This is a genomic window from Paradesulfitobacterium aromaticivorans (assembly GCF_054657415.1).
On sequence record NZ_BAAHYT010000010.1, the window covers coordinates 1,456,646 to 1,478,320 of the forward strand.

The 21,675-nt window shown below is 50.9% G+C and carries 18 protein-coding genes; 15 read left to right on the plus strand and 3 right to left on the minus strand.

The window, feature by feature from the left end; genetic code table 11:
* Nucleotides 1-5 precede the first annotated feature (5 nt).
* The 13 genes from ACYQ2N_RS12795 to ACYQ2N_RS12855 all read left to right on the plus strand — a co-directional run bounded on the left by ACYQ2N_RS12795 (nucleotide 6) and on the right by ACYQ2N_RS12855 (nucleotide 13,718).
* Complete coding sequence (locus ACYQ2N_RS12795; RefSeq protein ID WP_459999654.1) at nucleotides 6-1,439, plus strand: oligosaccharide flippase family protein; 1,434 nt, start codon at nucleotides 6-8, stop codon at nucleotides 1,437-1,439.
* Complete coding sequence (locus ACYQ2N_RS12800) at nucleotides 1,436-2,710, plus strand: O-antigen ligase family protein (RefSeq protein ID WP_459999655.1); 1,275 nt, start codon at nucleotides 1,436-1,438, stop codon at nucleotides 2,708-2,710. The genes ACYQ2N_RS12795 and ACYQ2N_RS12800 overlap by 4 nt, the downstream gene beginning before the upstream one ends.
* Entirely contained in the window at nucleotides 2,707-4,038 is a 1,332-nt protein-coding gene (locus ACYQ2N_RS12805; RefSeq protein WP_459999656.1) for a glycosyltransferase, read from the plus strand. Before ACYQ2N_RS12800 ends, ACYQ2N_RS12805 begins: the two co-directional genes overlap by 4 nt.
* A gap of 64 nt (nucleotides 4,039-4,102) precedes the next feature.
* Nucleotides 4,103-5,170, plus strand: a complete 1,068-nt coding sequence (locus tag ACYQ2N_RS12810) for a glycosyltransferase (protein WP_459999657.1) — start codon at nucleotides 4,103-4,105, stop codon at nucleotides 5,168-5,170.
* Nucleotides 5,171-5,194: 24 nt separating this feature from the next.
* Nucleotides 5,195-6,406 (plus strand): glycosyltransferase family 4 protein, encoded by a 1,212-nt coding sequence (locus ACYQ2N_RS12815; protein ID WP_459999658.1) that lies wholly within the window; start codon nucleotides 5,195-5,197, stop codon nucleotides 6,404-6,406.
* 26 nt (nucleotides 6,407-6,432) lie between these two features.
* Complete coding sequence (locus ACYQ2N_RS12820; protein WP_459999659.1) at nucleotides 6,433-7,512, plus strand: glycosyltransferase; 1,080 nt, start codon at nucleotides 6,433-6,435, stop codon at nucleotides 7,510-7,512.
* A gap of 331 nt (nucleotides 7,513-7,843) precedes the next feature.
* Nucleotides 7,844-9,007, plus strand: a complete 1,164-nt coding sequence (locus tag ACYQ2N_RS12825; RefSeq protein ID WP_459999660.1) for a DegT/DnrJ/EryC1/StrS family aminotransferase — start codon at nucleotides 7,844-7,846, stop codon at nucleotides 9,005-9,007.
* Between the two features lie 24 nt (nucleotides 9,008-9,031).
* On the plus strand, nucleotides 9,032-9,697 hold the full coding sequence (locus tag ACYQ2N_RS12830; protein ID WP_459999661.1) for a sugar transferase: 666 nt from the start codon (nucleotides 9,032-9,034) through the stop codon (nucleotides 9,695-9,697).
* Between the two features lie 127 nt (nucleotides 9,698-9,824).
* Nucleotides 9,825-11,138 (plus strand): HD domain-containing protein, encoded by a 1,314-nt coding sequence (locus ACYQ2N_RS12835; protein WP_459999662.1) that lies wholly within the window; start codon nucleotides 9,825-9,827, stop codon nucleotides 11,136-11,138.
* Nucleotides 11,139-11,140: 2 nt separating this feature from the next.
* Entirely contained in the window at nucleotides 11,141-11,692 is a 552-nt protein-coding gene (locus ACYQ2N_RS12840; RefSeq protein ID WP_459999663.1) for a hypothetical protein, read from the plus strand.
* Nucleotides 11,693-11,874: 182 nt separating this feature from the next.
* Nucleotides 11,875-13,098, plus strand: a complete 1,224-nt coding sequence (locus ACYQ2N_RS12845; protein ID WP_459999664.1) for an ATP-binding protein — start codon at nucleotides 11,875-11,877, stop codon at nucleotides 13,096-13,098.
* An 85-nt stretch (nucleotides 13,099-13,183) separates the two neighbouring features.
* Nucleotides 13,184-13,492, plus strand: a complete 309-nt coding sequence (locus ACYQ2N_RS12850; RefSeq protein ID WP_459999665.1) for an AbrB/MazE/SpoVT family DNA-binding domain-containing protein — start codon at nucleotides 13,184-13,186, stop codon at nucleotides 13,490-13,492.
* Nucleotides 13,461-13,718 (plus strand): type II toxin-antitoxin system RelE/ParE family toxin, encoded by a 258-nt coding sequence (locus tag ACYQ2N_RS12855; protein ID WP_459999666.1) that lies wholly within the window; start codon nucleotides 13,461-13,463, stop codon nucleotides 13,716-13,718. Before ACYQ2N_RS12850 ends, ACYQ2N_RS12855 begins: the two co-directional genes overlap by 32 nt.
* 84 nt (nucleotides 13,719-13,802) lie before the next feature.
* On the opposite strand, the gene ACYQ2N_RS12860 is transcribed toward ACYQ2N_RS12855, so the two are convergent.
* The 3 genes from ACYQ2N_RS12860 to ACYQ2N_RS12870 form a co-directional block, all read right to left on the minus strand.
* The gene (locus ACYQ2N_RS12860) at nucleotides 13,803-14,255 is read right to left on the minus strand and encodes a type II toxin-antitoxin system VapC family toxin (protein ID WP_459999667.1); all 453 of its coding nucleotides are present in this window, start codon (nucleotides 14,253-14,255) and stop codon (nucleotides 13,803-13,805) included.
* Nucleotides 14,243-14,506: a hypothetical protein gene (locus tag ACYQ2N_RS12865; protein ID WP_459999668.1), complete on the minus strand. Its 264-nt coding sequence runs from the start codon at nucleotides 14,504-14,506 to the stop codon at nucleotides 14,243-14,245. The genes ACYQ2N_RS12860 and ACYQ2N_RS12865 overlap by 13 nt, the downstream gene beginning before the upstream one ends.
* 273 nt (nucleotides 14,507-14,779) lie before the next feature.
* Nucleotides 14,780-16,810, minus strand: coding sequence for a cell wall-binding repeat-containing protein (locus tag ACYQ2N_RS12870; protein WP_460000532.1), 2,031 nt, complete (start codon nucleotides 16,808-16,810; stop codon nucleotides 14,780-14,782).
* Nucleotides 16,811-17,037: 227 nt separating this feature from the next.
* On the opposite strand from ACYQ2N_RS12870, the gene ACYQ2N_RS12875 reads away from it, so the two are divergent.
* Nucleotides 17,038-19,644, plus strand: coding sequence for a S8 family serine peptidase (locus ACYQ2N_RS12875; protein WP_459999669.1), 2,607 nt, complete (start codon nucleotides 17,038-17,040; stop codon nucleotides 19,642-19,644).
* A gap of 267 nt (nucleotides 19,645-19,911) precedes the next feature.
* Nucleotides 19,912-21,552 (plus strand): N-acetylmuramoyl-L-alanine amidase, encoded by a 1,641-nt coding sequence (locus tag ACYQ2N_RS12880; RefSeq protein ID WP_459999670.1) that lies wholly within the window; start codon nucleotides 19,912-19,914, stop codon nucleotides 21,550-21,552.
* The last annotated feature ends 123 nt before the right edge of the window (nucleotides 21,553-21,675 follow it).

The window sequence follows — 21,675 nt, forward strand, 5'->3', positions numbered from 1 at the left end:
GAGCTATGTTATCCGGTGTCATATGGGTAGCTTTATCACGAATCATTCTCGGGCTTGCGCCTCTCATCACCTTACCGGCGTTGACAAGAGCCTTTGCCCCCGAGTGGTATGGAGTATGGGCGCAAATCCTGATTACCAATAGCTTTATCGTTCCTCTTCTCGGAATGGGCTTGGACATGGGTGTGATCCGCTACTTTGCGGTAGGTTTTACGGAGGAAGAACGGGTCAGGGATTTCTACTCCATGGGTACTTTTATATTTTTAACAGGCGCGGCCATTCTAGGGATTGCCTATTTTAATTCCGGCTTTTTGAGTTTCGTCATGTTCTCAGAGCGGAACATGGGCTCCCTGTCTGTATTAACGTTTATTTGGGTTACAGTCCAGGCACTCTATAATTATCTTATTTCATTTTTCCGAGTGACAAACCACATTAAAACCTATGCTGTCTTTGACATGATCAACGGGCTTATCAGTGCCTTGCTCATGGTGAGTGTGCCCTTGCTCTCGCATTCAGTTGAAAAACTAGTTATTGCTCTTATTATCAATCAGGCTTTCTTTATGACTCTATTTACGGTCATAATTCACAGCAAAATAGGTTTCAAAGGGATAAGCTTTAGAAACATCACAAAATACCTAAAATACGGATTGCCGCTCGTTCCAAACAGCTTCTTCCTCTGGATGGTAAATTCCAGTGGCCGCTATTTTTTGACCCACTTTCGCGGTTTGGCTGACGTGGGGATTTATGCCGCCGGGATGACCATAGCCAATGTCATGACCTTGTTCTTTATGCCGATTAGCTTTGTCTTATTTCCCGTAATCTCAAAGTTATGGGAAGAAGAAAATCATAATGAAGTCAGGAACAAGATATCCCTGGCAAACCTGTGGTACCTGGCATTAGCGATTCCGGGCGCTCTGGGGCTTTCCTTTCTGGCTAAGCCAATCGTAGGCTTAATTTCGGCCAAGGACTTTCAGGGCAGTGCCGATATTATCCTACTCCTAACGATAGCAAACCTATTTTACGGAGTGTATCAGATTAACCTTTACGGCCTGTTGCTCCTGCAAAAAAACATATATTTAACCTCCTTGTTCGCGGCAGCCGGCGTCTTAAATATCCTGCTTAATTTCGGACTTGTACCGATTATGGGAACACGGGGCGCGGCTCTGGCTATGGGACTTTCCTTTTTCTTATTAGCGATGTCCGTCCTAGCCTGGTCAAAAAGGGAAATTCATTTTAATCTACACTTGCCGGATTATTTGAAGCTATTATTCTCGGCTCTTTTAATGCTAGGGTTTCTCTGGCTCTGGCGTGTGCTTGTGCCGGAGGGCGGTGTATTCCAACTGTTACTCCAAATTGTTCTCGGGGCTTTAGTTTATCTGCTGCTTATTGCCGTTACCGGGGTTCTCGATCTCAAAACGCTTTTAAGGAGGGTTTTCGGATGAGTCTGCACACACTGGTCGCAATCGCCACAATTCTTGTCTTGCTGGCCGCTGCCTTAAAAATCCCGGAAATGATTCTGGCTGTGTACATTAATGGGATGTTCATTGCCACCTTGCTCCTAACGGACACGGGGATTCCTTTTTTCGCGGGGGGTTCGATATTTGTCGTAACGGTTATCGGGATTGGATGGTATGTCTTTAAATATGTCGGCTGGCGTGATCTCTGGAATATCATTACAGAACCGCTGTCCCTGCTCGTCCTGCTGATCGCGCTCGACCTCGTTCTTGCTTATCTGTACAGCAATCACACGTCCTATGGAATCCTGAAGACCGTGCGCTACTTAAGCCTTAATGCGTTCATCTTTTTTAGCTTGATCATTTTAAGCAGGGAAAAACATAGAATAAACTCATTTTTGAAGTTTGTGCTTGTCTTTGGAGTGCTTTATGCCCTAACTTCCCTTATCGGAATGCTGTTGGGAGTGCCGAATGCCATGTACGGCTGGAATAACCGGATTTGGTTTTCGCGCTCGCTCGGGTTGACCTTAATTCTCTTTTATTACTTTTGGGGAGCGGGACAGAAGCGCAAGTATGCACTGCTTGCTTTAACTACGCTTTTCTTCCTGGCCATGATGTTTCTGAATGCCAGCCGCGGGCCGGTTATTGCGCTCTACTGTGCCCTGGCAACTTTTGAGCTTTTTGATTTCACGGGTAAGACCGTTTCGCACAGGGTTGCCAAAATCCTGGTGATAACGATCGTGTTTTATGTCATCTTCTGGAGCGGTTCAGCCCTGACGAAACCTTTGGAGAACGCTGCCGCCCATAACAACCAGTTTATCACCATTAATGACAAGTTTGAATCAGATGCCGGAGGGACTGCGAACCAGCGCATTCTGATCTGGAAGTACACCCTGCAGGAGATAAAAGCACATCCCCTCCTTGGAATCGGAACCGGGAGTTTCCATATGGTCTATCCTTCTACCGGCCACATCTATGTCTACCCGCACAACCTATTCCTGGAAGTGTGGGTGGAACAGGGGCCGATCGGACTTTTGCTCTGGCTTGTCTTGATCCTATACCCGGCATATCTCGCTCTAAGGGGATTGTGGACTAACTCTGAGGGGAATGAAATCTACCTGTTTGGCCTGGTTTTACTTGTTTACGGTTTGGTTAATGCGCTGCTGAGCGGGGATATTACAGATAACAGCTATATTTTTGTCGCCGCCGGGCTGATCGGGTCTGCCCGCATCTTCGAAAGGAGAGAACTCTCCTGGTGAAAAAAGCTTTATTTATAGCTTACTATTATCCGCCTTACGGGGGAGGAGGAGTGCAGCGCACTACCAAATATGTCAAGTATCTGCGCGCCTATGGATGGGAGCCCGTGGTGCTTACAATTGACGAGGACAAAATACCGCTTCGGGACGAGTCTCTGCTTAAAGATGTGCCTAAAGATCAAGAAATATTAAGAACCAACATTTGGAGTTTAGAGAGAATCAGTAAGCTCCTGCAGAGAAGAAAAGCTGCCCCGGTAAGCGAACAGGCCGTTGCATCCAGCTTCCTAAAAAGGCTGGTCCGCAAAGCACTCAAAGGAATTTTTCTCTTAGGCTATACTTTTGTTTTTTATCCTGACGATAAAATCCGTTGGTATCCTTATGCCGTGCGCAAGGGTAAAGAAAGAATGGCGGCTGGTGATATTGACCTTATCTATACAACTTCAGCTCCTTTTACCGCCCATCTTATCGGCTTGAGCCTCAAAAAGAGCACCGGCAAGCCATGGGTCGCTGATCTTCGGGACCCCTGGGCAGGGAACAAGTACCTCCCCTTTAGCAGGCTGCGCCAGCCGTTAGACCGTATGGTCGAAGGCTTTTGTATCCACCATGCGGATAAAGTGATAACAGTTTCTGAGCCCTTGCGGGAGGAATTAGCGCACACTTATCCGCAACAGGACTCTGATAAATTCCTGGTCATCAGCAACGGGTATGATGAAGACGATCTTGTGCCTGAGCTGCGCGCAGAGATGTCCCAGGGAGATCGCCCCTTGACTATGACTTTTAGCTATACGGGGAGCTTTTATAATAAAATTTCACCCAGGTATTTTCTTAAAGCCATGGATGAACTCTTGCGGGAAGGGAAACTCCGGGATCAAGACGTACGGATTCAGTTTACCGGCCAATTCGGGGTGGAAAGTATGCAGCTCATTACAGCTTTCCGCACTGCTCACTCCGGAGTAATAGAAGTGTCAGGATATGTGCCGCATCTGGAAGCCACGGAGAGAATGCTGGCCGCGGACGTCCTGCTGCTGATTTTGAACAAGGATGCACGCCGGGGGGTTTTAACCGGGAAAATCTTTGAATATCTCGGTTCAGGCAAGCCTGTTCTGGCCCTTATTCCCGAGGGTTTGGCCTCAGAGCTGCTTTTAAGTGCAAAAGCCGGAGTTGTGATCGATCCGGATGATCAAGCAGGGATTAAACGGGGCATTATGGAATACTATAGACGCTGGCAGTCAGGCAGGCTTACCTCCACGACCGACCGGGAAATTGCCGGACAGTACAGCCGTAAAGAGCTGGCCGGACGTCTTGCTAGGGTATTTGATGCGCTCACGTAAGCGTACACGTGATGACTCATTGGAGTTTATTCTTGGCCTTGCCAATGTAAAGGAGGTGGGACAAGTGCGATTGTGTTTCCTGGGAGATGCAGGCAGTATCCATTTGCAGCGCTGGATTAAATATTTTATGGATGCGGGATACCAGGTGGATGTTATCTCCTTCCGACCGTGCCCGCTGCCGGGAGTAAAAGTTCATCTGCTTGCGGGAGGAAGCACCGGCCGCTGGGGATACATCAGGGCGATGTTCCAGATTAAGGGCCTGGCTGCAGACATTAAGCCCGATATTCTTCATGCCCATTATGCAACCAGCTTCGGCCTCTTAGCGGTTTTAAGCGGATTTCATCCGCTGGTTGTTTCGGCATGGGGCTCAGATGTCCTGGTTGCGCCGGAAAAATCCCGGTGGCTGCGCACCGTTGTCCGCCGTGTTATGCAAACAGCCGATGCCCTGACTTCGGACTCGGAATACATGTCTGGGCGCATGGAGAACCTGCTCCAGAGTCAGCCCAAGACCTTAAAAACCGTGACGATGGGAGTTTCGCGCGCCTGGTTTGAACAGCTTCCCCAGGTAAGGAAGAACCCTGTGCAAATCTTAAGTTTGCGCGGCCATCAGGAAATTTATAATATTGACATAATCCTTAAGGCGATGACCAAGGTAATCGCGGCCATCCCGGAGGCCGGCTTGATCGTGGCCGGGGAAGGGCCGGAGACCTTCAACCTCAAAAACTTGACCAAATCCCTGGGCCTTGAGGGCAATGTAAGCTTTGTCGGGCAGCTTCCTCATGCCGAGGTGCAAACATACCTTAATGAATCAGCAGTATCGGTGAGCGTACCTTCTTCTGATGCGACAGCCGTATCCTTGCTGGAAACGATGGCCTGCGGTTCTTTTCCGGTGGTCACGGATCTGCCGGCCAACCGGGAATGGATCGAAGATGGAGTGAACGGCCTGATCGTGCCCGCGCGAGATCCGGACACTCTGGCCTCCGCTCTCATCCGGAGCCTGGAGGACCTCAACTTACGTGAAAATGCCATAGCCATGAACCGGGAGAAGATTCATGCCAAAGCGATCTGGGAGAACAACATGGCCGAGATGGAAGAACTCTACCGCGACTTACTGTCCGGCAGAGAATTATAAACCGCGATCAAAGGAGAACAGTCTGTGCGTATCTTGATGCTGACTCAGTATTTTGCGCCTGAAAAGGGAGCAGCCCAGGTCCGGCTTTCAGAAGTGGCCAAGGCGCTTTCCAGACACGGGCATCAGGTGGAAGTGGTAACTGCCTTTCCCAATCATCCGAGCGGAGTTATCCCCCCTGAATACCGGGGACGGTGGTTTATGCAGGATGAAGTTGAAGGGCTTACAGTCTATCGGACTTGGATCTACCCGGTGCAGCGCGGTCGCTTTTGGAAGCGCCTCTTAAACTACTTTTCCTTTGTCTTTTCCTCTCTGTGGGGAATTATGCGGGCCGGCCCCTGCGATGTCCTGTTTGTCGAGTCGCCCCCGTTGTTCCTGGGTTTGACAGCGGTCATCGGGAAATGGCTCAAGGGAGCGCGGCTGGTTTTCAATGTCTCGGATTTATGGCCGGAATCCGCTGTCGCCTTGGGCCTGGTGACGAATAAGACCTTAATCCGCTTAACAGAAGGCCTTGAAAGCTGGCTCTACCGCAGGTCCTGGAAGCTGTCCGCCGTAACCCTGGGCATTCGGGAAACCTGGCTTAAACGCGGAATTCCGGAGGACAAGGTTGTCTTCTTGCCTAACGGAGTGAATCTTGAGCTTTTTCGGCCGCAGCCTCCTGATGAAGCACTTCTGGCTAAGCTGGGGCTAAAAGATAAATTCGTGCTCATCTATGCCGGAACCATGGGTTATGCCCAAGGGCTGGAGACGATCCTCGAAGCGGCCGAGCGTTTGCTGTCAGAGAAGCAGTTTTACTTTCTGTTCCTGGGGGATGGCACGGAAAAGCCGAGGCTGGAAGAAATGGCCCGTAAGCTCAAGCTTAATAATGTCCGTTTCTTGGGCTTTCAGCCGGTAACGGAAGTGCCGCGCTATTTCTCCCTGGCCGGTGGGAGCATCGTGCCGCTGAAGAAGCTTAAACTTTTTGAAGGAGCGCGCCCTTCCAAAATGTTTCCCGCTATGGGCTGCGCTGTTCCCATTATCTACAGCGGGGAAGGGGAGGCCGTGGACCTGATGCGCGCGGCAGGTGCCGGTCTCACCGTAGAGCCGGAAAACCCGGAGAAGATGGCGGAAGCGATCCGCACCCTTTACGGTCTGTCTGACCAAGGACGCTCCTTGGGTGAAAACGGGCGCCGTTATGTTGAGCAACACTATTCCTGGGACAGCATTGTTGCCGAATGGCTGGCAGAACTGAATGTGTGACCTAGAATCGGCGATGGGGGATTAGGATGTCTAAGCTTTGTCTGTTAGCCAATGCTGCAAGCTCGCATACTGAGAAATGGGCCAGTGAACTGGGACGCCGGGGCTGGGACGTTCATGTCGTCAGCTTTTTGCCGGCCCGTATTCCCCATGCCACCGTGCACGTTGTCCCGGGTTTTATCGGCGGCAAGCTTGATGTCATCCTGCGCCGGAACTGGGTCGTGGATGAGGTCAAACGGCTTAAGCCGGATATTATTCATGCCCATTATGCTACGAGTTTTGGCTTCCTGGGGGCTTTGGCGAAGGAGCACCCTTATGTCATCTCGGCCTGGGGGAGCGATATCTTCTTTTTCCCCCGCCATTCCTTTGTACACAGCTTGTTCTTAAAATGGACCTTGAAACAGGCTGATGTCCTGTGCTCCACCAGCCGTATCATGGCACAGGAAATGCAACGTTATACGGAATCCGGGCGCACGGTTGAAGTGATTCCCTTTGGCGTGGATATCGAGCGCTTCAAGCCTCCGGCGGAAGAGCGGCAGGATTCCCTGCAGCCTCTGATCTTCGGAGTGGCTAAATATTTTCAGCCGGTGTATGGGCTGGATGTTCTATTTAAAGCGTTTGCCCAAATCGAACGGCAAACCCCTGGGCGAGCCCGCCTGCGTCTGGCCGGGGACGGGCCGGAGAAAGCCCGCCTTCAGCGTCTGGCGCTGAAACTGGGAATCGCCCGCAAGATCGAATGGTTGGGGGCAATTCCGAGCAAGGATGTCGCGGAATTATACCAAAGCCTGGATGTGGTGGTCGTACCCTCCCGCCAGGAGAGCTTTGGGGTTACCGCGGTGGAAGGATCGGCCTGCGGGCGTCCCATCATTGCCAGCCGGGTCGGGGGGCTGCCGGAGGTCGTCACCGATAAGGAGACCGGGCTGCTCATTCCTCCCGGAGATGTCCAGGAGCTGGCGGCAGCGATGGAATATATGATTGACCACCCGGAGGAGCGCAAGCGCATGGGAGAGGCCGGACGATCCTTCGTCCTGGAACATTACGATTGGCAGGAGAATGTGACGGAGATGGAGAGAGTGTACCGGGGAGTACTAGGAGTCAGTAGTCAGTAGTCAGTAGTCAGTAGTCAGGAGCTCATGGTATTCTGAATACTGACTCCTGCCCTGAAAAACAGGCAAGATGCAATTACTTAGCGAACCGTCCGAGCAGAAGAGCGTCGAGAGCACAGTTGATTCAGCGTTAAGCAGCGTCACTGGTTAACTACAGGTATTACCCTGAGGTTTGGCGCTGTAGCTGAATCAACAAGCGAACAGCTCTGGCGCGTGGTGAGCGGGTAATGCAGCTTGCCGGTCAGAAGCATAATTTTTCATTCATCAGTGGTGCCGCTTAGCGGCATGGGAGTCTGAATTCTGAGTACTGAAAGATGAAAGGAGTCCTCAAATAATGCCTCGTTCAGAATTTTTACCGTATGGGCTGCCGTTGATTGAAGATGACGACATCGCCGAAGTGGTGGACAGCTTAAAGTCCAACTGGATTACCAAAGGTCCGAAGACCATGGAGTTTGAGAAACGCTTTGCGGAATATGTCGGCGCTAAATACGCGATCGCGGTCAACTCCTGTACGGCTGCTCTCCACCTGTCCCTGGCGGCGGCCGGAATCGGACCGGGGGATGAGGTGATCACGACCCCGATGACCTTTGCAGCCTCAGCCAATGTCGTGCTTCATGTCGGGGCGACCCCGGTATTTGCTGACATTAATCCCGTGACCATGAATATTGATGTTGAGAGGGTGAAAGCAAAGATCACTCCCCGCACGAAAGCCATTATTCCGGTGCATATTGCCGGACATGCCTGTGAAATGGATGAAATTCTGACTTTGGCGCAAGCGCATAACCTCTTTGTCCTGGAAGACGGTGCTCATGCTGTCTATACGCAGTACAAAGGGAAGATGATCGGCTCCATCGGGAATGCAACCGCATTCTCCTTTTATGCGACCAAGAACCTTGCCACCGGGGAAGGGGGCATGGTCACAACCAATGACGAGGCCTTAGCCGATAAAATCAGGGTGATCAGTGTGCACGGCATGAGCCGCAACGCCTGGAACCGCTACAGCGCTGCCGGCTCCTGGTATTATGAGATTCTCTATCCGGGCTATAAGGACAACATGACGGACATCCAAGCAGCCCTGGGCTTAACCCAACTGGCGAAGCTTGAAAGGATGCAGGGCATAAGGCGTGAGATTGCCGAACGCTATAACGAAGCTTTTGGCCGGATGCCTGAGCTGGAAGTCCCGGTGGAACTGGATTATACCCGCCACGCCTGGCATTTGTACATTCTCAAGCTTAACCTGGATAAACTAACAATAGACCGCGCCCAGTTCATCGAAGAACTGAAGGAAGAGAAGATCGGCACCAGCGTGCACTTCATCCCGGTTCATCTGCATCCGTATTACCGCGAGACATACGGCTACAAGCGCGGGGACTACCCGCAGGCAGAAGGGACGTTTGATCGGATCTTGTCTTTGCCGCTCTATCCGAAGATGAGCGCCCAGGATACCCAGGATGTTATTGAGGCAGTAAAGCGGGTTGTGGAAAGATCCAGGAAGTAACTTAAAGTGAAAGGAGTTAGCTGGATGAAGGAGAGTATAGCCGCCTGGAAAGCTGCGGCTGCAGACACAGAACGTACTTACCCGCGCTGGCAGCGGGCAGCTAAAAGAATACTTGATCTGGCTGTGGCTTCCGTTCTCCTCATCCTTGTCTCCCCGCTGTGGCTGGTGATCGTTCTCTGGATTAAGCTTGATTCCCCCGGCCCTGCCATCTTTACGCAAAAGCGGGTCGGGCTTGGTGGCAAGCCCTATACCGTGTATAAGTTCAGGACAATGGTGCCACATGCTGATGATCTGATGAAGGCTAAGCTCCAGAAGGTTAAAGACTTAGAGAACTTTGTCTTCCAGGACAAGAATGACCCGCGCATCACACGCAGCGGGCGTTTCCTGCGCCAGACCAGCCTCGATGAACTGCCTCAGGTGCTAAACATTTTGCTCGGGAACATGAGCCTGGTCGGCCCCCGCCCGGAAGTGCCGGAAATCGCCAAACATTACACCCCGGAGCAGTGGCAGCGCCTCAAAGTGCCCCCCGGAGTGACCGGTCTGGCCCAGGTGAACGGGCGCAGCGAGCTCACGCTCGGGGAAACTCTGGCCTATGATCTGGAGTATGTCCAGAACTGGAGTCTCTGGCTCGACCTCAAGATCCTGTGGAAGACGGTCTTTGTGGTGTTCACGGGGAAAGGGGCGTATTAAGGATCTAGCGGAAAATGAAAATATTAGGAATTCGGTTAAAATATAGAGGACTTTTAACTTTGGCTGTAGAAATGTTTCCTGGAATGTATGGAAATGGACTTGTCTTGGCAGGAAAGGGGAACGCCTTTTGGCTAAACTGTTCGAGATCCGTGATCCGATTTATGGATTTATCCAGATAAACGATTGGGAAAGAGAGATTATTAATGATCCAGTTTTCCAGCGTCTACGGAGGATAAAACAGTTAGCTTTCACTGACATGGTGTATCCAGGAGCTTGTCATAGTCGTTTTGAGCATTCCTTAGGAGTACTTCATGTTGCGACAAGAATGTTTGATGCCATCGTTGAGAAAGAGGAGGATTTTCTCAGGCACGAACTCGATTATGAGAAAGGTGGACTGGAACGTGATAGAGTTCTCCTTCGTTTAAGTTGTCTGTTGCATGATATTGGACATTCTCCGTTCTCTCACGCCGGAGAGGATTTAATGGTTAGTAATCCCCGGGCAGCAGGCGCATCGTACACGCATGAAGATTATTCCGCAGCGATTGTCCGCTTTTTACTTAAAGATACTATTGAAAAGCACAGGTTAAATGAAAATTGGCATATCAAGGCGGAAGAGGTTGCGCAATTCATCGAGGGCAATGTAACACTTCCCGGTCGAGCGTTACTTTGGCGGAGCATCTTGTCTAGTCAGCTTGATGCTGATCGCGCTGATTACCTTTTGCGGGATTCCCATCACTGTGGGGTAGCATATGGACAATATGACCTGAATAGACTGCTAGTTACCTTGGCGATCGGACGCACGGACACGGAAAGCCCTGTACTAGCTGTTGAACAAGGTGGGATTCATGCGACCGAGGCTTTGATTCTGGCCAGGTATCAAATGTTTACCCAAGTCTATTTTCAACATACTCGCAGGGCATATGATCATCACGTTTCTGATATATTGAAAGATCTGCTTGCCAAGGTTCAGTCGTCAGACCGTCTTATTGATCATAAAGATAAATTTCCCCCACCCACAACTCGGGAAAATGTAAGCAAGTATGTTTCCTGGGATGACTGGAAGGTCATGGGTCTTGTGACGAGCGGAGAAGCTGGACCAAAGGGGGAGATCGTTCAGAATCGTCGACATTATCGCGCGGTGCATCAAACGGTAGAGTCTCCTTCTTTCGCTGATTTGGAACTGTTTGAGCGGGTCGCCAAGAAATTAGATCAGGCTGAAATCCCGGGATTTTCGGATAATGCCGAAAAATCATGGTACAAAATAGGTGAAGAGGATATATTGGTTTGTGAGGAAGATTCAACTGTCAAGAAAGTGGTCCCTCTCTCGAATCGTTCCAGTATTGTCAAGGGATTAAGCCCGGTTAGGCAACAAAGGGTCTATGTACCCTTGGAATATAAAGAACGGGCGAAGAAACTCATTAAAGAGTTGAAAGGAGTTTGATTATGGGATTTATGGTTGATATTCCCTGGAAAAAGTATGCCATAATCATTGAGCTAACCAGAAGACTGAAAGATGTTTCTCCTCAGCTTGGCAAAACAGCACTACAAAAAATGGTTTATCTCTTGACTGAAGTGTATGGTGTTCCCAGTGGTTATGTTCATACGCTCTATACCTATGGTCCGTATTCAGCTGATCTTGCTTCAGATATCGAGTTTGTAGCCTCGATGGGCGGGATCGAACTAAAAGAGTCTCAACGGGGCTATTCGATCCAAGAGTCAGAGCAGGGCGAAGCGATCTGGGAGAAAGCTCAGGAATTCATTGAAAAGCATTCTGCCCAATTCGCACAGCTTGTTAAGGACTATGGCGAGTTTAATGCAAAGGAGTTAGAACTTCGGTCTACGTTGGTTCTGCTGCAAAGACGTGGCGGAATGTCCAAGGATATGTTAGTAAAGCAATTACGTAGTATTAAACCTTATTTTACGGTTGACGAGGTCATAACTGCAGTTGAGCAATTAGGTAACATCGGACATATAAATCCGGATATCACAGGTTAGTGAATGTTAACGGTACTACGGTAAGCCATCGGATAAAGAATAGTGTAGTCTGAAATACCAACGGGATACCTTATTGACAGGTATCCCGTTAACTTGTTATTGCAGATATTTTCTGCGGTACTTCATTCTTTTGTGGATTCTGGGTATAATAATATTAAATATTAAATTAGCCGGAGGCTGCCATGAGATACATTACCCGTAATATAGAAACCATTGTAAACAAGGCTGCCAAAATGTTTCCCGCTGTTTTGATCACAGGAGCAAGGCAGGTTGGCAAAACAACCTTGCTGAAACATATGAGAGGCGACCTTCACTATTTAACTCTTGATGATCCAATTTTGCTTCAAAGTGCAATTGAGGAAGCGGGTAGTTTTTTCAAAACAACACCGCCTCCTGTTATGGTTGATGAAATACAATATGCACCGAATCTATTTAGCTATATCAAAATGATTGCAGATGAAAGCGGCAAAAAAGGACAATTTTATCTGACTGGTTCACAGCAGTTTAAGATGATGAAAAACGTTAGTGAGAGTCTTGCCGGTAGGATTGGAATCATTAATCTGCTGGGACTATCCCTGCGTGAAATTAAGGCCGATCATTTCAACGAGCGCTTTGTGCCGACCGAGGAATATCTATCCCAAAGAAAAATATCAGCCAAACCAGTGGATTATAAGGAGATATGGGAGATTATCCATAGAGGCTCAATGCCCGCCATGTATGCCGAGGAGTTTGACTGGCAAATGTTTTATGCGGCCTACACCAAAACCTATATCGAGCGTGATGTGAGAGGGCTCACACAGGTGGGCGATGAATTTAAATTCATTAAGTTTATCACCGCGATGGCAGCCAGAACCTCACAAATGCTTAACCTATCCGCTGTTGCCAATGAAGTCGGAATTAGTGTACCAACGGCTGACAGATGGCTTTCAATCTTAATTACGTCAAACATAGTGTATTTACTGCAACCGTACCATAACAACATCACCAAAAGAGCGGTAAAAACACCGAAGCTATATTTTCTCGACACTGGGCTTGCGGCCTATCTTACGAAATGGAATACGCCGGAGGTACTTGAAGCAGGAGCTATGGCGGGAGCGTTTTTTGAAACTTTTGTTGTTGCTGAAGTGCTTAAGAGTTATTACCATGCCGGCGTTTTAGAGCCCTCGCTGTACTATTACCGAGATAAGGATGCCAAGGAAGTTGATCTTCTCGTTGAGCAGAATGGTACGCTCTACCCGGTTGAGATCAAGAAAACAGCCAATCCGAATAAAGCTCATATCGAAAACTTTTCGGTCCTTGAAAAAATCAAAGGGGTATCGGTAGGCACGGGCGGCGTTATTTGTATGTACGACAATAACCTGCGTCTTAACGAAAAAAACGCAGTTATTCCTGTAACATGGATATAGTTTAATATCATTCTTGCCCAGTTATCTTTTTTAAGCTATACTGTAATTACAGCAAAACTGAAATTTCAAGGAGTTGATAAGGCCTATGCCTATCGTTCAACAAATACAGAAGAGAATGCTTGTAAGCCTGGCTCAAATCGCGAAAGATGTAAATTTGCATGAAGGAGATCATGTGGTTATTGAAGAAAAAGATGGTGGAATCTTTTTGCGGCCGGTTGACTGGGTGGACAAAAGCCAAAAGTATTTTTGGACCGAAGAATGGCAGCAAAAAATGCGTAGGAGCCAAGAAGCACTGGACAAAGGAGAATATAAGACGTTTGAGAATATGGAGGATGCGATAAAGGATCTGGAGGAACTGGTGAATGCCAACCGTAATCAGAACCGAACCGTTTGATGAAGGCTTACTCCAGCTAACTGTTGATGAACAGAAACAGGCCTTGAAAGCTCTTCGGTTTCTTGCCGCCAACCCCCGTCACCCTTCATTAAAGACCCACCAAATTGAAGGAACTTCATTTATCGAAGCTTATGTTAACACTGACATAAGGATAATTTTCGAACGCACCAGTGATACTATTGTTCTTTTGGCTATCGGACATCACGATATTCTGCGGAATTATTAAGCAAAAAAAAGTCTCTCAAGGAAACCGAGGCACTTCGCGTGCTTCGGAGTTACCTGAGAGACTTCTCACTTTTCAAAACCATACTTATCTAACCAGGAAATCGTCCAATACCAGGATCTCTATGCTCTCTACCTTCCGGAGGCGAATGTCATTTGTTACAAAACCATCTGCCTTTTCCTCAATGGCAGTCGCGATGAACAATGCATCTGGAGTCTTCAGGCCGTACTTTGCCCTAAGCTTAGCGGCTCTAAAGGCGATTCGGCGGTTGACTTCCCGCAATTCCAAATTCGGAAAAGTACCTATGAACGCCATGTATCGATCAGCCAAGCCCTTATCGCCGTCCATCAGTGGTTTTGACAGCACCTCAGTCATTAGCAGAACTGACGACACTGCAAAAACTTTTCCGGTCTCAACGGCATTGAACAGTTCCTCGGCGATGTCAAAATAGTCGCGGTTTCTCTCCATAAGGTAGACAAACAAATTCGTATCAATACCTACTCGCCGGAACCTTTTGATGCTTTCTCCTAATTGTCCCATTGTTCTCTCTCACGGCTGATGTGTTCCGTACCGCCAGCCTTTTTCCACATTTCCTCACCAAGTCCCGAGAGAGCTTCTGTGTAAGACTCAGGTCTTTTGACGAGGGAAAGCTCGTTCGAGTCTTCATCATAGACCCATAGGACGTCATTGCCGAGTTTTTCTTTGATGAAATCCAGCATGTTTTTCGGAATCAGAACCACCCGGTATTCCTCTTTCTCCGGCGTGAGCTTGTCTAAATTAGCAGCTTCCACGCCAATCACTCCTTCCTGTACCATCGGAAAGCTGAATCATTACTAATAGCCTGCATGGCCATACTTAGACGAATACCACCATTTCCAACTCCTTTTTCTTTATATCCTTAGTGTACCATATTATGGTGTTGTTTCAAACTCCAAGCAATCTCAGAATCGTAAAAAGTCTCCTGGGAAGCCCAGGCACTTTCCGAGTGCCCGGACAAAACCCAGGAGACTTACGTTCCTGACTCCCGTCTACTGACTCCTGACTCCTGACTCCTGACTCCTGAGTTACCGCAAATGGCTCTTAAGCAACGGAAACAGCACACCGGCGCTGTCGCTGTCAAGCCAGCCCATAGCCCAGGGGCCGATGCCGCCGATGCCATACTCATCGAGCAGGGAAAGTTTACTGTTCCAGCTCTGCTCATCGTCAAAATACACCGTATGCGGTACCTGGCTGCTGTCCGTGCCGGTGACCGTGTAGGTGAAGTAGGGAACGCCCACAGGGTCGCCGTCAGAAGTCTCGCGCTTAATCTCAGCGTTGTTCTGGGCCGCAAGCTCTTTCGCTTTCGTCAGGCCAAAGGCCGTGGAATTCCATTTCCCATCGGAAGTCGGATTCCAGTCCCGGCCCCAATAAGGAATTCCCATCAAGATTTTAGCGGCAGGGACACCCTCGCTTTTGGCATAAGCCAGAACCTTTTTCACCCAATCGACCGGGGCGATCGCGCCTGGAGCAGAAGTGCGGTAGTGATGGTCATAAGTCATAAGGTGCAGGTAATCCACATACTGGGCGAGGTCGTGGTAATTGTACTCCACCAGCCATGTTTCAACTTTAGGGGAAGTGATCGGCATGACAGACATGACCACCAGCTTGTTCTTCGGTTTTAGCTCGGCTGTGAGGGCTTTCATAAACTCGGTCAGATAAGGCCCGTCGGCATCACTCAGGAGTTCGAAGTCTACGACCACCCCGTCCGTTTTGCTCAGCTCAACCAGCTTGACAATTTGGCTAATCAGGTTTGCCCGGGCGGCCGGATTGGCCAGCATCGTGTCAATCACGCTGCCGCTGCCGTTAATCAGAGGGAGCACCTTGAGGCCGCGCGCCTGAGCTTCCTGGGCCAGGGTGAGATAGTTCGAGCTGTCCCAGCCCCATTGCAGAGCCATAGTTCCGTCTTCTTTAATTTCCTTGCGCCAGTTGGGAGAGAGCAAGTCGACATAATCCGTAGCCATGCCCGGAATGAGCGCAAGCTGTTTGCGGTAAGTGTCAAGGTTGGCATATCCGTCCCAATATTGAAGAGAGATGCGGGGATGGGCCGAACCGGTGCGGATGATGCTTTCCACGCCGTAACTAATGACACCCCAGCCGCCGAGAAGGGTGAACGAGGAAGCGGAAGCCCGTCTTGAGTACAGATAGGAAGTTGTCTGAGCAGCTAAATCAGACTGAGGGACAAGTATAATAGGATTGTTGTTCTTGGCGGCCAGCACGGCACCGGCTAAAGCATCCGGAAAATCAAGGCCGGTCGCGACAAATACATTAGAGGTATTAAAGTTTAAGTTGTTAAGCACGTCAAGATTGGTAAAATAGCGGTCATCCCCGGCCCGGCGGTCGACAGTATAGCCTAAACCCTCAAGCTGAGTTTTTACCTCGGAGCCGATAACCCCCGTGCCCCCGATCAGGGTAATAGAGGCAACTCCTAAGCTGTGTAAAGCATCAAGGGTCACCTGGGGGACTTTCTTCTTGTCTGTGAGCAGAAGCGGCATCCCCTGGGCCGCAGCATAGGAGGAGATGCTTAACGCATCGGCAAAAGATTCTCCATAGGCCAAGAAAGCTTTTGGAGAATTTGACACGGCTTCGCGGGCAATGGCGGCGGCAGTCTCGTAGCGGTCTGTCCCTTCAAGCCTTTGGACGGTGCGGCCGTTGTCTTCCAGAGCTTTCTTCACCGTGTCGGATACGGCACCGGTGCCTCCTAAGATATATACTTTCTGAGCGTTAAGACGCTGGATTTCCGTCAGAACTTCCGGCTGCAGCGTTTTGGAGTCAGTCAGCAGGAGCGGCCCCTTGGCCTTGGCGCTGTTGGCCAGGACGGCCCCGGCCAAGGCATCAGGGAAGTCATCCCCTCTGGCCAGCACCACAGTATTTGCACTTTCCCAGCCACCCTGGGAAATATTAACCGCCGTCTGATAGCGGTCGGCTCCCGCCAAACGCGAATCGAGGGTTCCTGCTGCCCGCACCGGGGAAACCAAGCCTGGAACAAATAAGCTTGTGAAAATTAGGGTTAACCCAGTTACAGCACTTATTAATGCAAGCGAAACCTTCTTACGCATGGATCTTCTCTGATTTTTAAGCTTAAACATCTTTTCCTCCTCTTCTGGAATTTACTCCCCAGAACTATCTTCGCGCCCTAAACAGTCCGCGACGCATATATTTTATCATAAAAATTCGTCAAAAGGGCTGAATTGTTTGTAGAAACTAAAGGAAATAAAGGCATATTGGCGAACTTAAAGAGATATTCAGTTAAGTTTTGAAAGAGATAAAGCGGGGAAGAAAAGGGATGACGAGGAAAAAATTAAATTTTACACTTAGCATAGTTCTTTCTATCGTACTTATGACCGGACTGACTCCGGCAAATACCGGTCTGCCTCAAGCAGAGCCTGGCAAACCGGCTCGGAGCCTTAGCTTAAACCCTACTCAGTCCATAGTGCCTACACCGGCAGCTTCGCAGGAGCCTGTCTTAGGCGGTAAAAATCTTGCCGGCCGCATCATCGTCCGTCTGGCTCCCGGAACGGAAGCAAGCGCAATCGCGGCCAAAGCCGGAGCAAAAGTGCTTAAGCAGGGACCCCTAAACTACGCAACCCTCCAGGTGCCCTCTGACAAAGAAACAGCGCAGGCGCTGACGCTGCTTAAGGGAATGCCCGGGGTAGAAACGGCCGCGCCAAGCCGTCTGTATAAAGTAGGGGAAGTCAAAGCCGCGGTCTCCAGCTTAGGAACGGTTACAGATTCCGGTTATAAGGACCAATGGGGGCTTAATAAGGCAGGGGTGCCTAAGGCCTGGGACGTGGGGGCAACCGGAGAGGGCATAACCATTGCTGTGATCGATACCGGGGTGGACACCAATCACCCTGACCTTAAGGACAAGCTTGTACCCGGCTATAATGCCATTACCGGAAGCACAGATAGTAAGTATCTCATGGATAATAACGGCCACGGCACGCATGTGGCCGGGATCGCTGCCGCCGCGCGCAACAGCGAGGGAATAGTGGGCGTAGCATATAACGCCAAGATTATGCCCATCAAGGCCATGGACCGCTACGGGGAAGGGACAGACGATATCATCGCCGATGGGATTGTGTGGGCTGCAGACCACGGTGCGCAGATCATTAACTTAAGCCTGGGCTCAGATAATCAGGAAGATATTCTGAAAGAGGCGATCGCCTACGCCCGCGCCCAGGGAAGCCTCATTACCGCCGCCGCAGGCAACCTCCAGGGAGACAACACAGATACCGCCGGAATTGATTACCCAGCCGCCGATCCGGATGTCATCGCCGTCACAGCCACAGATCAGAATGACAAAAGCGCATCTTTCTCCAAGACCGGACCGCAGGCAGTCCTGGCTGCGCCCGGGGTGAAGATCTTAAGTGACTACTGGAGCTCGGGCCGCTCCGGCTATGCCTATTCTGACGGCACCTCCATGGCTTCCCCCTTTGTGGCCGGAGTGGCGGCCTTGGTCTGGAGCAAACATCCGGATTGGAGCGCAGAGCAAGTGCGGGCGGTGCTGGAAACTTCCGCTGCAGATCTGGGCCCGGCTGGGAGGGATGACGCTTACGGCTACGGCCGTATCAATGCCGATTGGGCGGTTAGCTTTGCCGACGAGCCTCTTAAAGTTACATCTCCTGCCGCCCTGAACTGGGCGGGAGGGACTGTGCAGGAAGCTGCACTCAATCCGGTGGCCGAACTTAGCGTTCCGCCCCGCACCTTTAGCAGTCCCGACCAAAGCGTAACCGTTGTGCTCACGAAGGTCGATTCCCCGGCTGCTTTTCCCAATACAATTACCCCGGGCGGCCCGGCCTTTTCCGTACAATGGGGAGAAATGTCGCCCCAGAAGCTGCTCAACCTTAAAGTAAACGCCGATTCTTCCGTTGCCGCAGACAACCTCCTGGGCTATCTTTACCGCTGGTCAGGCACCCGCTGGCTTCAAGTCGGCGGCGGAATGTCCTCAGCTTCCCTTACGGTCGGAATATTTGAACCCGGGACTTACCGCCTGGGGTATGTCTCTCCCCCGGCTTCCACCCGCATCGCAGGCTTGGACAGGATTGAAACCGCACTGGAGATTGCGCGCGCGGCTTTCCCCACAGGGGCAGACACCGTGATCCTGGCGCGGGCGGATGATTTTCCGGATGCCCTGGCAGGCGCTCCTCTGGCCTATAAATACCATGCACCCATTCTGCTGACCGATACCAAAACTTTAAGAGAGGATGTTTATGCGGAAATAAAAGCCTTGGCTCCGCACAAAATACTGCTTCTGGGTGGGGAAGGTGCCATTTCGGAGGATATTGCAGGGCAATTAAGAACGATGGCCTCTGTCGACCGTTTCGGGGGCTTGGATCGCTATGCCACCGCGGCCGCGATTGCCCAAGCTTTAGGGAGTGTGGATAAGGCGGTAGTGGTTAACGGCGAGAACTATCCGGATGCCATTTCCATCGCTGCCATCGCTGCCAGACAGGGTATCCCGATCTTACTGACTCCTGCGGCGACCCTGGCACCGGTTACGGATAACCTGCTCCGGCGTTATGCTGTTACCCATACAACCGTCGTCGGCGGAGAGGGAGTCGTGTCAGCCGCACTCTTGGAACAGCTCCCTCATCCCACCCGTCTGTCCGGTCTTGACCGTTACGCAACGGCGGCTGCCGTGCTTCAAGCTTTTGAACCCAGCGGCCAGGCCGTGTATGTCGCGACCGGGGAAAACTTCCCGGATGCCCTCACCGGCGGTGTCCTGGCCGCCAGCCAAGGGACGGATATCATCCTTGTTCCTCCAAGCGGGCCCACGGATGCGGAAAGGGCAGTGCTGGCGCCGTGGCAGGGCAAAGAGGCTTTCGCCTTAGGTGGAAGCGGCGTCATTACGGACAGCGTCCTGCAGACCGTGCAGGAGTTTGTGCGCTAACAGGGATGCCTTTGAGGACAGGGCAGAAGTCCCAGTGATTAACGGCAGGATTTGCTGGAACCTTGTCGAATGAATGTAACAGGAGAGAAGGAGACAGGAGACAGTAGTCAGTAGTCAGTAGTCAGTAGTCAGTAGTCAGTAGTCAGGAGACAGTAGTCAGTAGTCAGTAGTCAGGAGACAGTAGTCAGTAGTCAGGAGATTATCGTCTGGAAGCATTCTGACTCCTGACTCCTGAATTCTGAGTACCTGAAGAGAGGAGTGATTTCGGTGGGGTATACAAGGGTTAAATGGGGCGCTCTGTTGGCGCTGGTACTAGCCTTCTGGCTGGGGGTGCAAACTTCTGCCGGTGCTGCTCCATTAACCGCCCAGACAACACGCTTATACGGACCAACGCGCATTGAAACAGCGATTAAAATCTCCCAGACCGGATGGCAGCACGCCGACACCGTCCTTCTCGCCCGTGCGGACGACTTCCCGGACTCCTTAGTCGCGGTACCCCTTTCCCATCGTCTCGATGCTCCGATTCTCCTTACTTATACCCAGACTCTTGATCCGGCGGTCTTGACTGAGATCAACCGCCTGGGTGCCACGAAGGTGATCCTGCTCGGGGGGACGGGTGTTCTGGGGGATAAAATCACCGCACCGTTAGTCAAAGCGGGCAAGACTTTGGACAGAATCGGGGGCAAAGACCGCTATGACACCGCAGCCCAGGTTGCCGCACGTCTGGGCGTTAAAGGTCAGGTGATCTTAACCAGCGGGGAGGACTTCCCGGACGCTTTGGCTGTCGGGCCTTATGCCGGAATCACGGAGACTCCAATCCTCCTCACCGGTAAAAAGGAAGTCCCTGCGGCCACACTGACGGCCATGCAAACCCTGGACAAAAACGGGGTGGCCAACGGCGGGGAAGGAATTTCCCAGACCTTGGTCATCGGGGGCGAAGGTGTTGTTCCGCCCCGTACCCTTAACGGCATCAACGGCATCAAACGCCTGGCCGGCAAGGACCGCTACGAGACAGCAGCCAAGGTATACTGGTTCGCCCAGGAGCAGTTTGGCCCGGACGGGCTTGATCAAAAAGCCGCCTATTTAGTCACCGGGGAAGATTTTCCCGACGCCTTAGTCACCGGCGCTCTCGCCACCAAACAGAGCTCATGGCTCTTTATGTCAAGCAATACCTTGTTGCCCGCTATCACTTATTCCGCTATGGGCAACGCCGCCGTCAGCGGCACGGTGGTCACCCTCGTCGGAGGGGAACCGGTGCTTTCCGATAAAGTCAAAGGCACAGTCGAAGGAACGGTTCAGCCGCCCTACCTCTTAGGAGGACTGACTGTCGTGGTAGATCCCGGACATGGAGGGAAAGACCCCGGGGCTATCGGAGCAGACGGTACCCAGGAAAAGACCGTTAACTTGGCCATTGGCCTGGATCTGGTAGACATTTTGCGGAGAGCAGGTGCTAAAGTGGTCATGACCCGCACCGGGGATTATCTGCCAACCGGGGCCGACTATCAGGAGCTGACTGATTTACAGACTCGGGTTAAAATAGCGGCAGACAATAAGGCCGATCTGTTTATCAGCATTCATAGCAATTCGGCAGGCAATACCGATGCCTATGGGACTGAGACCTATTACAGCACGAAAAACCCGTCCTCAGCCGGCTCGCTTCAGCTGGCTCAAGCCGTTCAGGATCAGGTGATTAAGGAACTTGCAGTCTACGGCAGAGGAAACTACGAGAACCGGGGGGTCAAAGACGCCGGATTCCGGGTGGTCGCTGATACAACAATGCCCGCGGTTCTGGTGGAAATGGGCTTTCTGACAAACCCCACAGAAGTTAAACTGCTCGTCAACCCGGAGGTTCAGCAGAAAGCAGCCTTGGGCATTTACAGGGGAGTCCTGGTGTATAAAGGGTATTAAATCTCCGGTTACTAAAGGGATTTGCCAGCTTAAGGGAAAATTTTACCTCATTTTAAGCAAAATTTTTCCTAAAAGCACTGGAAAATTAGGCTTCTATGCGGTAAACTTAGGTTACTCGTGTGG

Excerpts from the sequence above, each read along its gene's own strand:
- ACYQ2N_RS12830 (WP_459999661.1), top strand. The coding sequence starts at position 9,032 with ATGAAGGAGAGTATAGCCGCCTGGAAAGCTGCGGCTGCAGACACAGAA.
- ACYQ2N_RS12850 (WP_459999665.1), top strand. The coding sequence starts at position 13,184 with ATGCCTATCGTTCAACAAATACAGAAGAGAATGCTTGTAAGCCTGGCT.
- ACYQ2N_RS12840 (WP_459999663.1), top strand. The coding sequence starts at position 11,141 with ATGGGATTTATGGTTGATATTCCCTGGAAAAAGTATGCCATAATCATT.
- ACYQ2N_RS12860 (WP_459999667.1), bottom strand. The coding sequence starts at position 14,255 with ATGGGACAATTAGGAGAAAGCATCAAAAGGTTCCGGCGAGTAGGTATT.
- ACYQ2N_RS12800 (WP_459999655.1), top strand. The coding sequence starts at position 1,436 with ATGAGTCTGCACACACTGGTCGCAATCGCCACAATTCTTGTCTTGCTG.
- ACYQ2N_RS12795 (WP_459999654.1), top strand. The coding sequence starts at position 6 with ATGTTATCCGGTGTCATATGGGTAGCTTTATCACGAATCATTCTCGGG.
- ACYQ2N_RS12820 (WP_459999659.1), top strand. The coding sequence starts at position 6,433 with ATGTCTAAGCTTTGTCTGTTAGCCAATGCTGCAAGCTCGCATACTGAG.
- ACYQ2N_RS12870 (WP_460000532.1), bottom strand. The coding sequence starts at position 16,810 with ATGCGTAAGAAGGTTTCGCTTGCATTAATAAGTGCTGTAACTGGGTTA.
- ACYQ2N_RS12875 (WP_459999669.1), top strand. The coding sequence starts at position 17,038 with ATGACGAGGAAAAAATTAAATTTTACACTTAGCATAGTTCTTTCTATC.
- ACYQ2N_RS12855 (WP_459999666.1), top strand. The coding sequence starts at position 13,461 with ATGCCAACCGTAATCAGAACCGAACCGTTTGATGAAGGCTTACTCCAG.
- ACYQ2N_RS12845 (WP_459999664.1), top strand. The coding sequence starts at position 11,875 with ATGAGATACATTACCCGTAATATAGAAACCATTGTAAACAAGGCTGCC.
- ACYQ2N_RS12825 (WP_459999660.1), top strand. The coding sequence starts at position 7,844 with ATGCCTCGTTCAGAATTTTTACCGTATGGGCTGCCGTTGATTGAAGAT.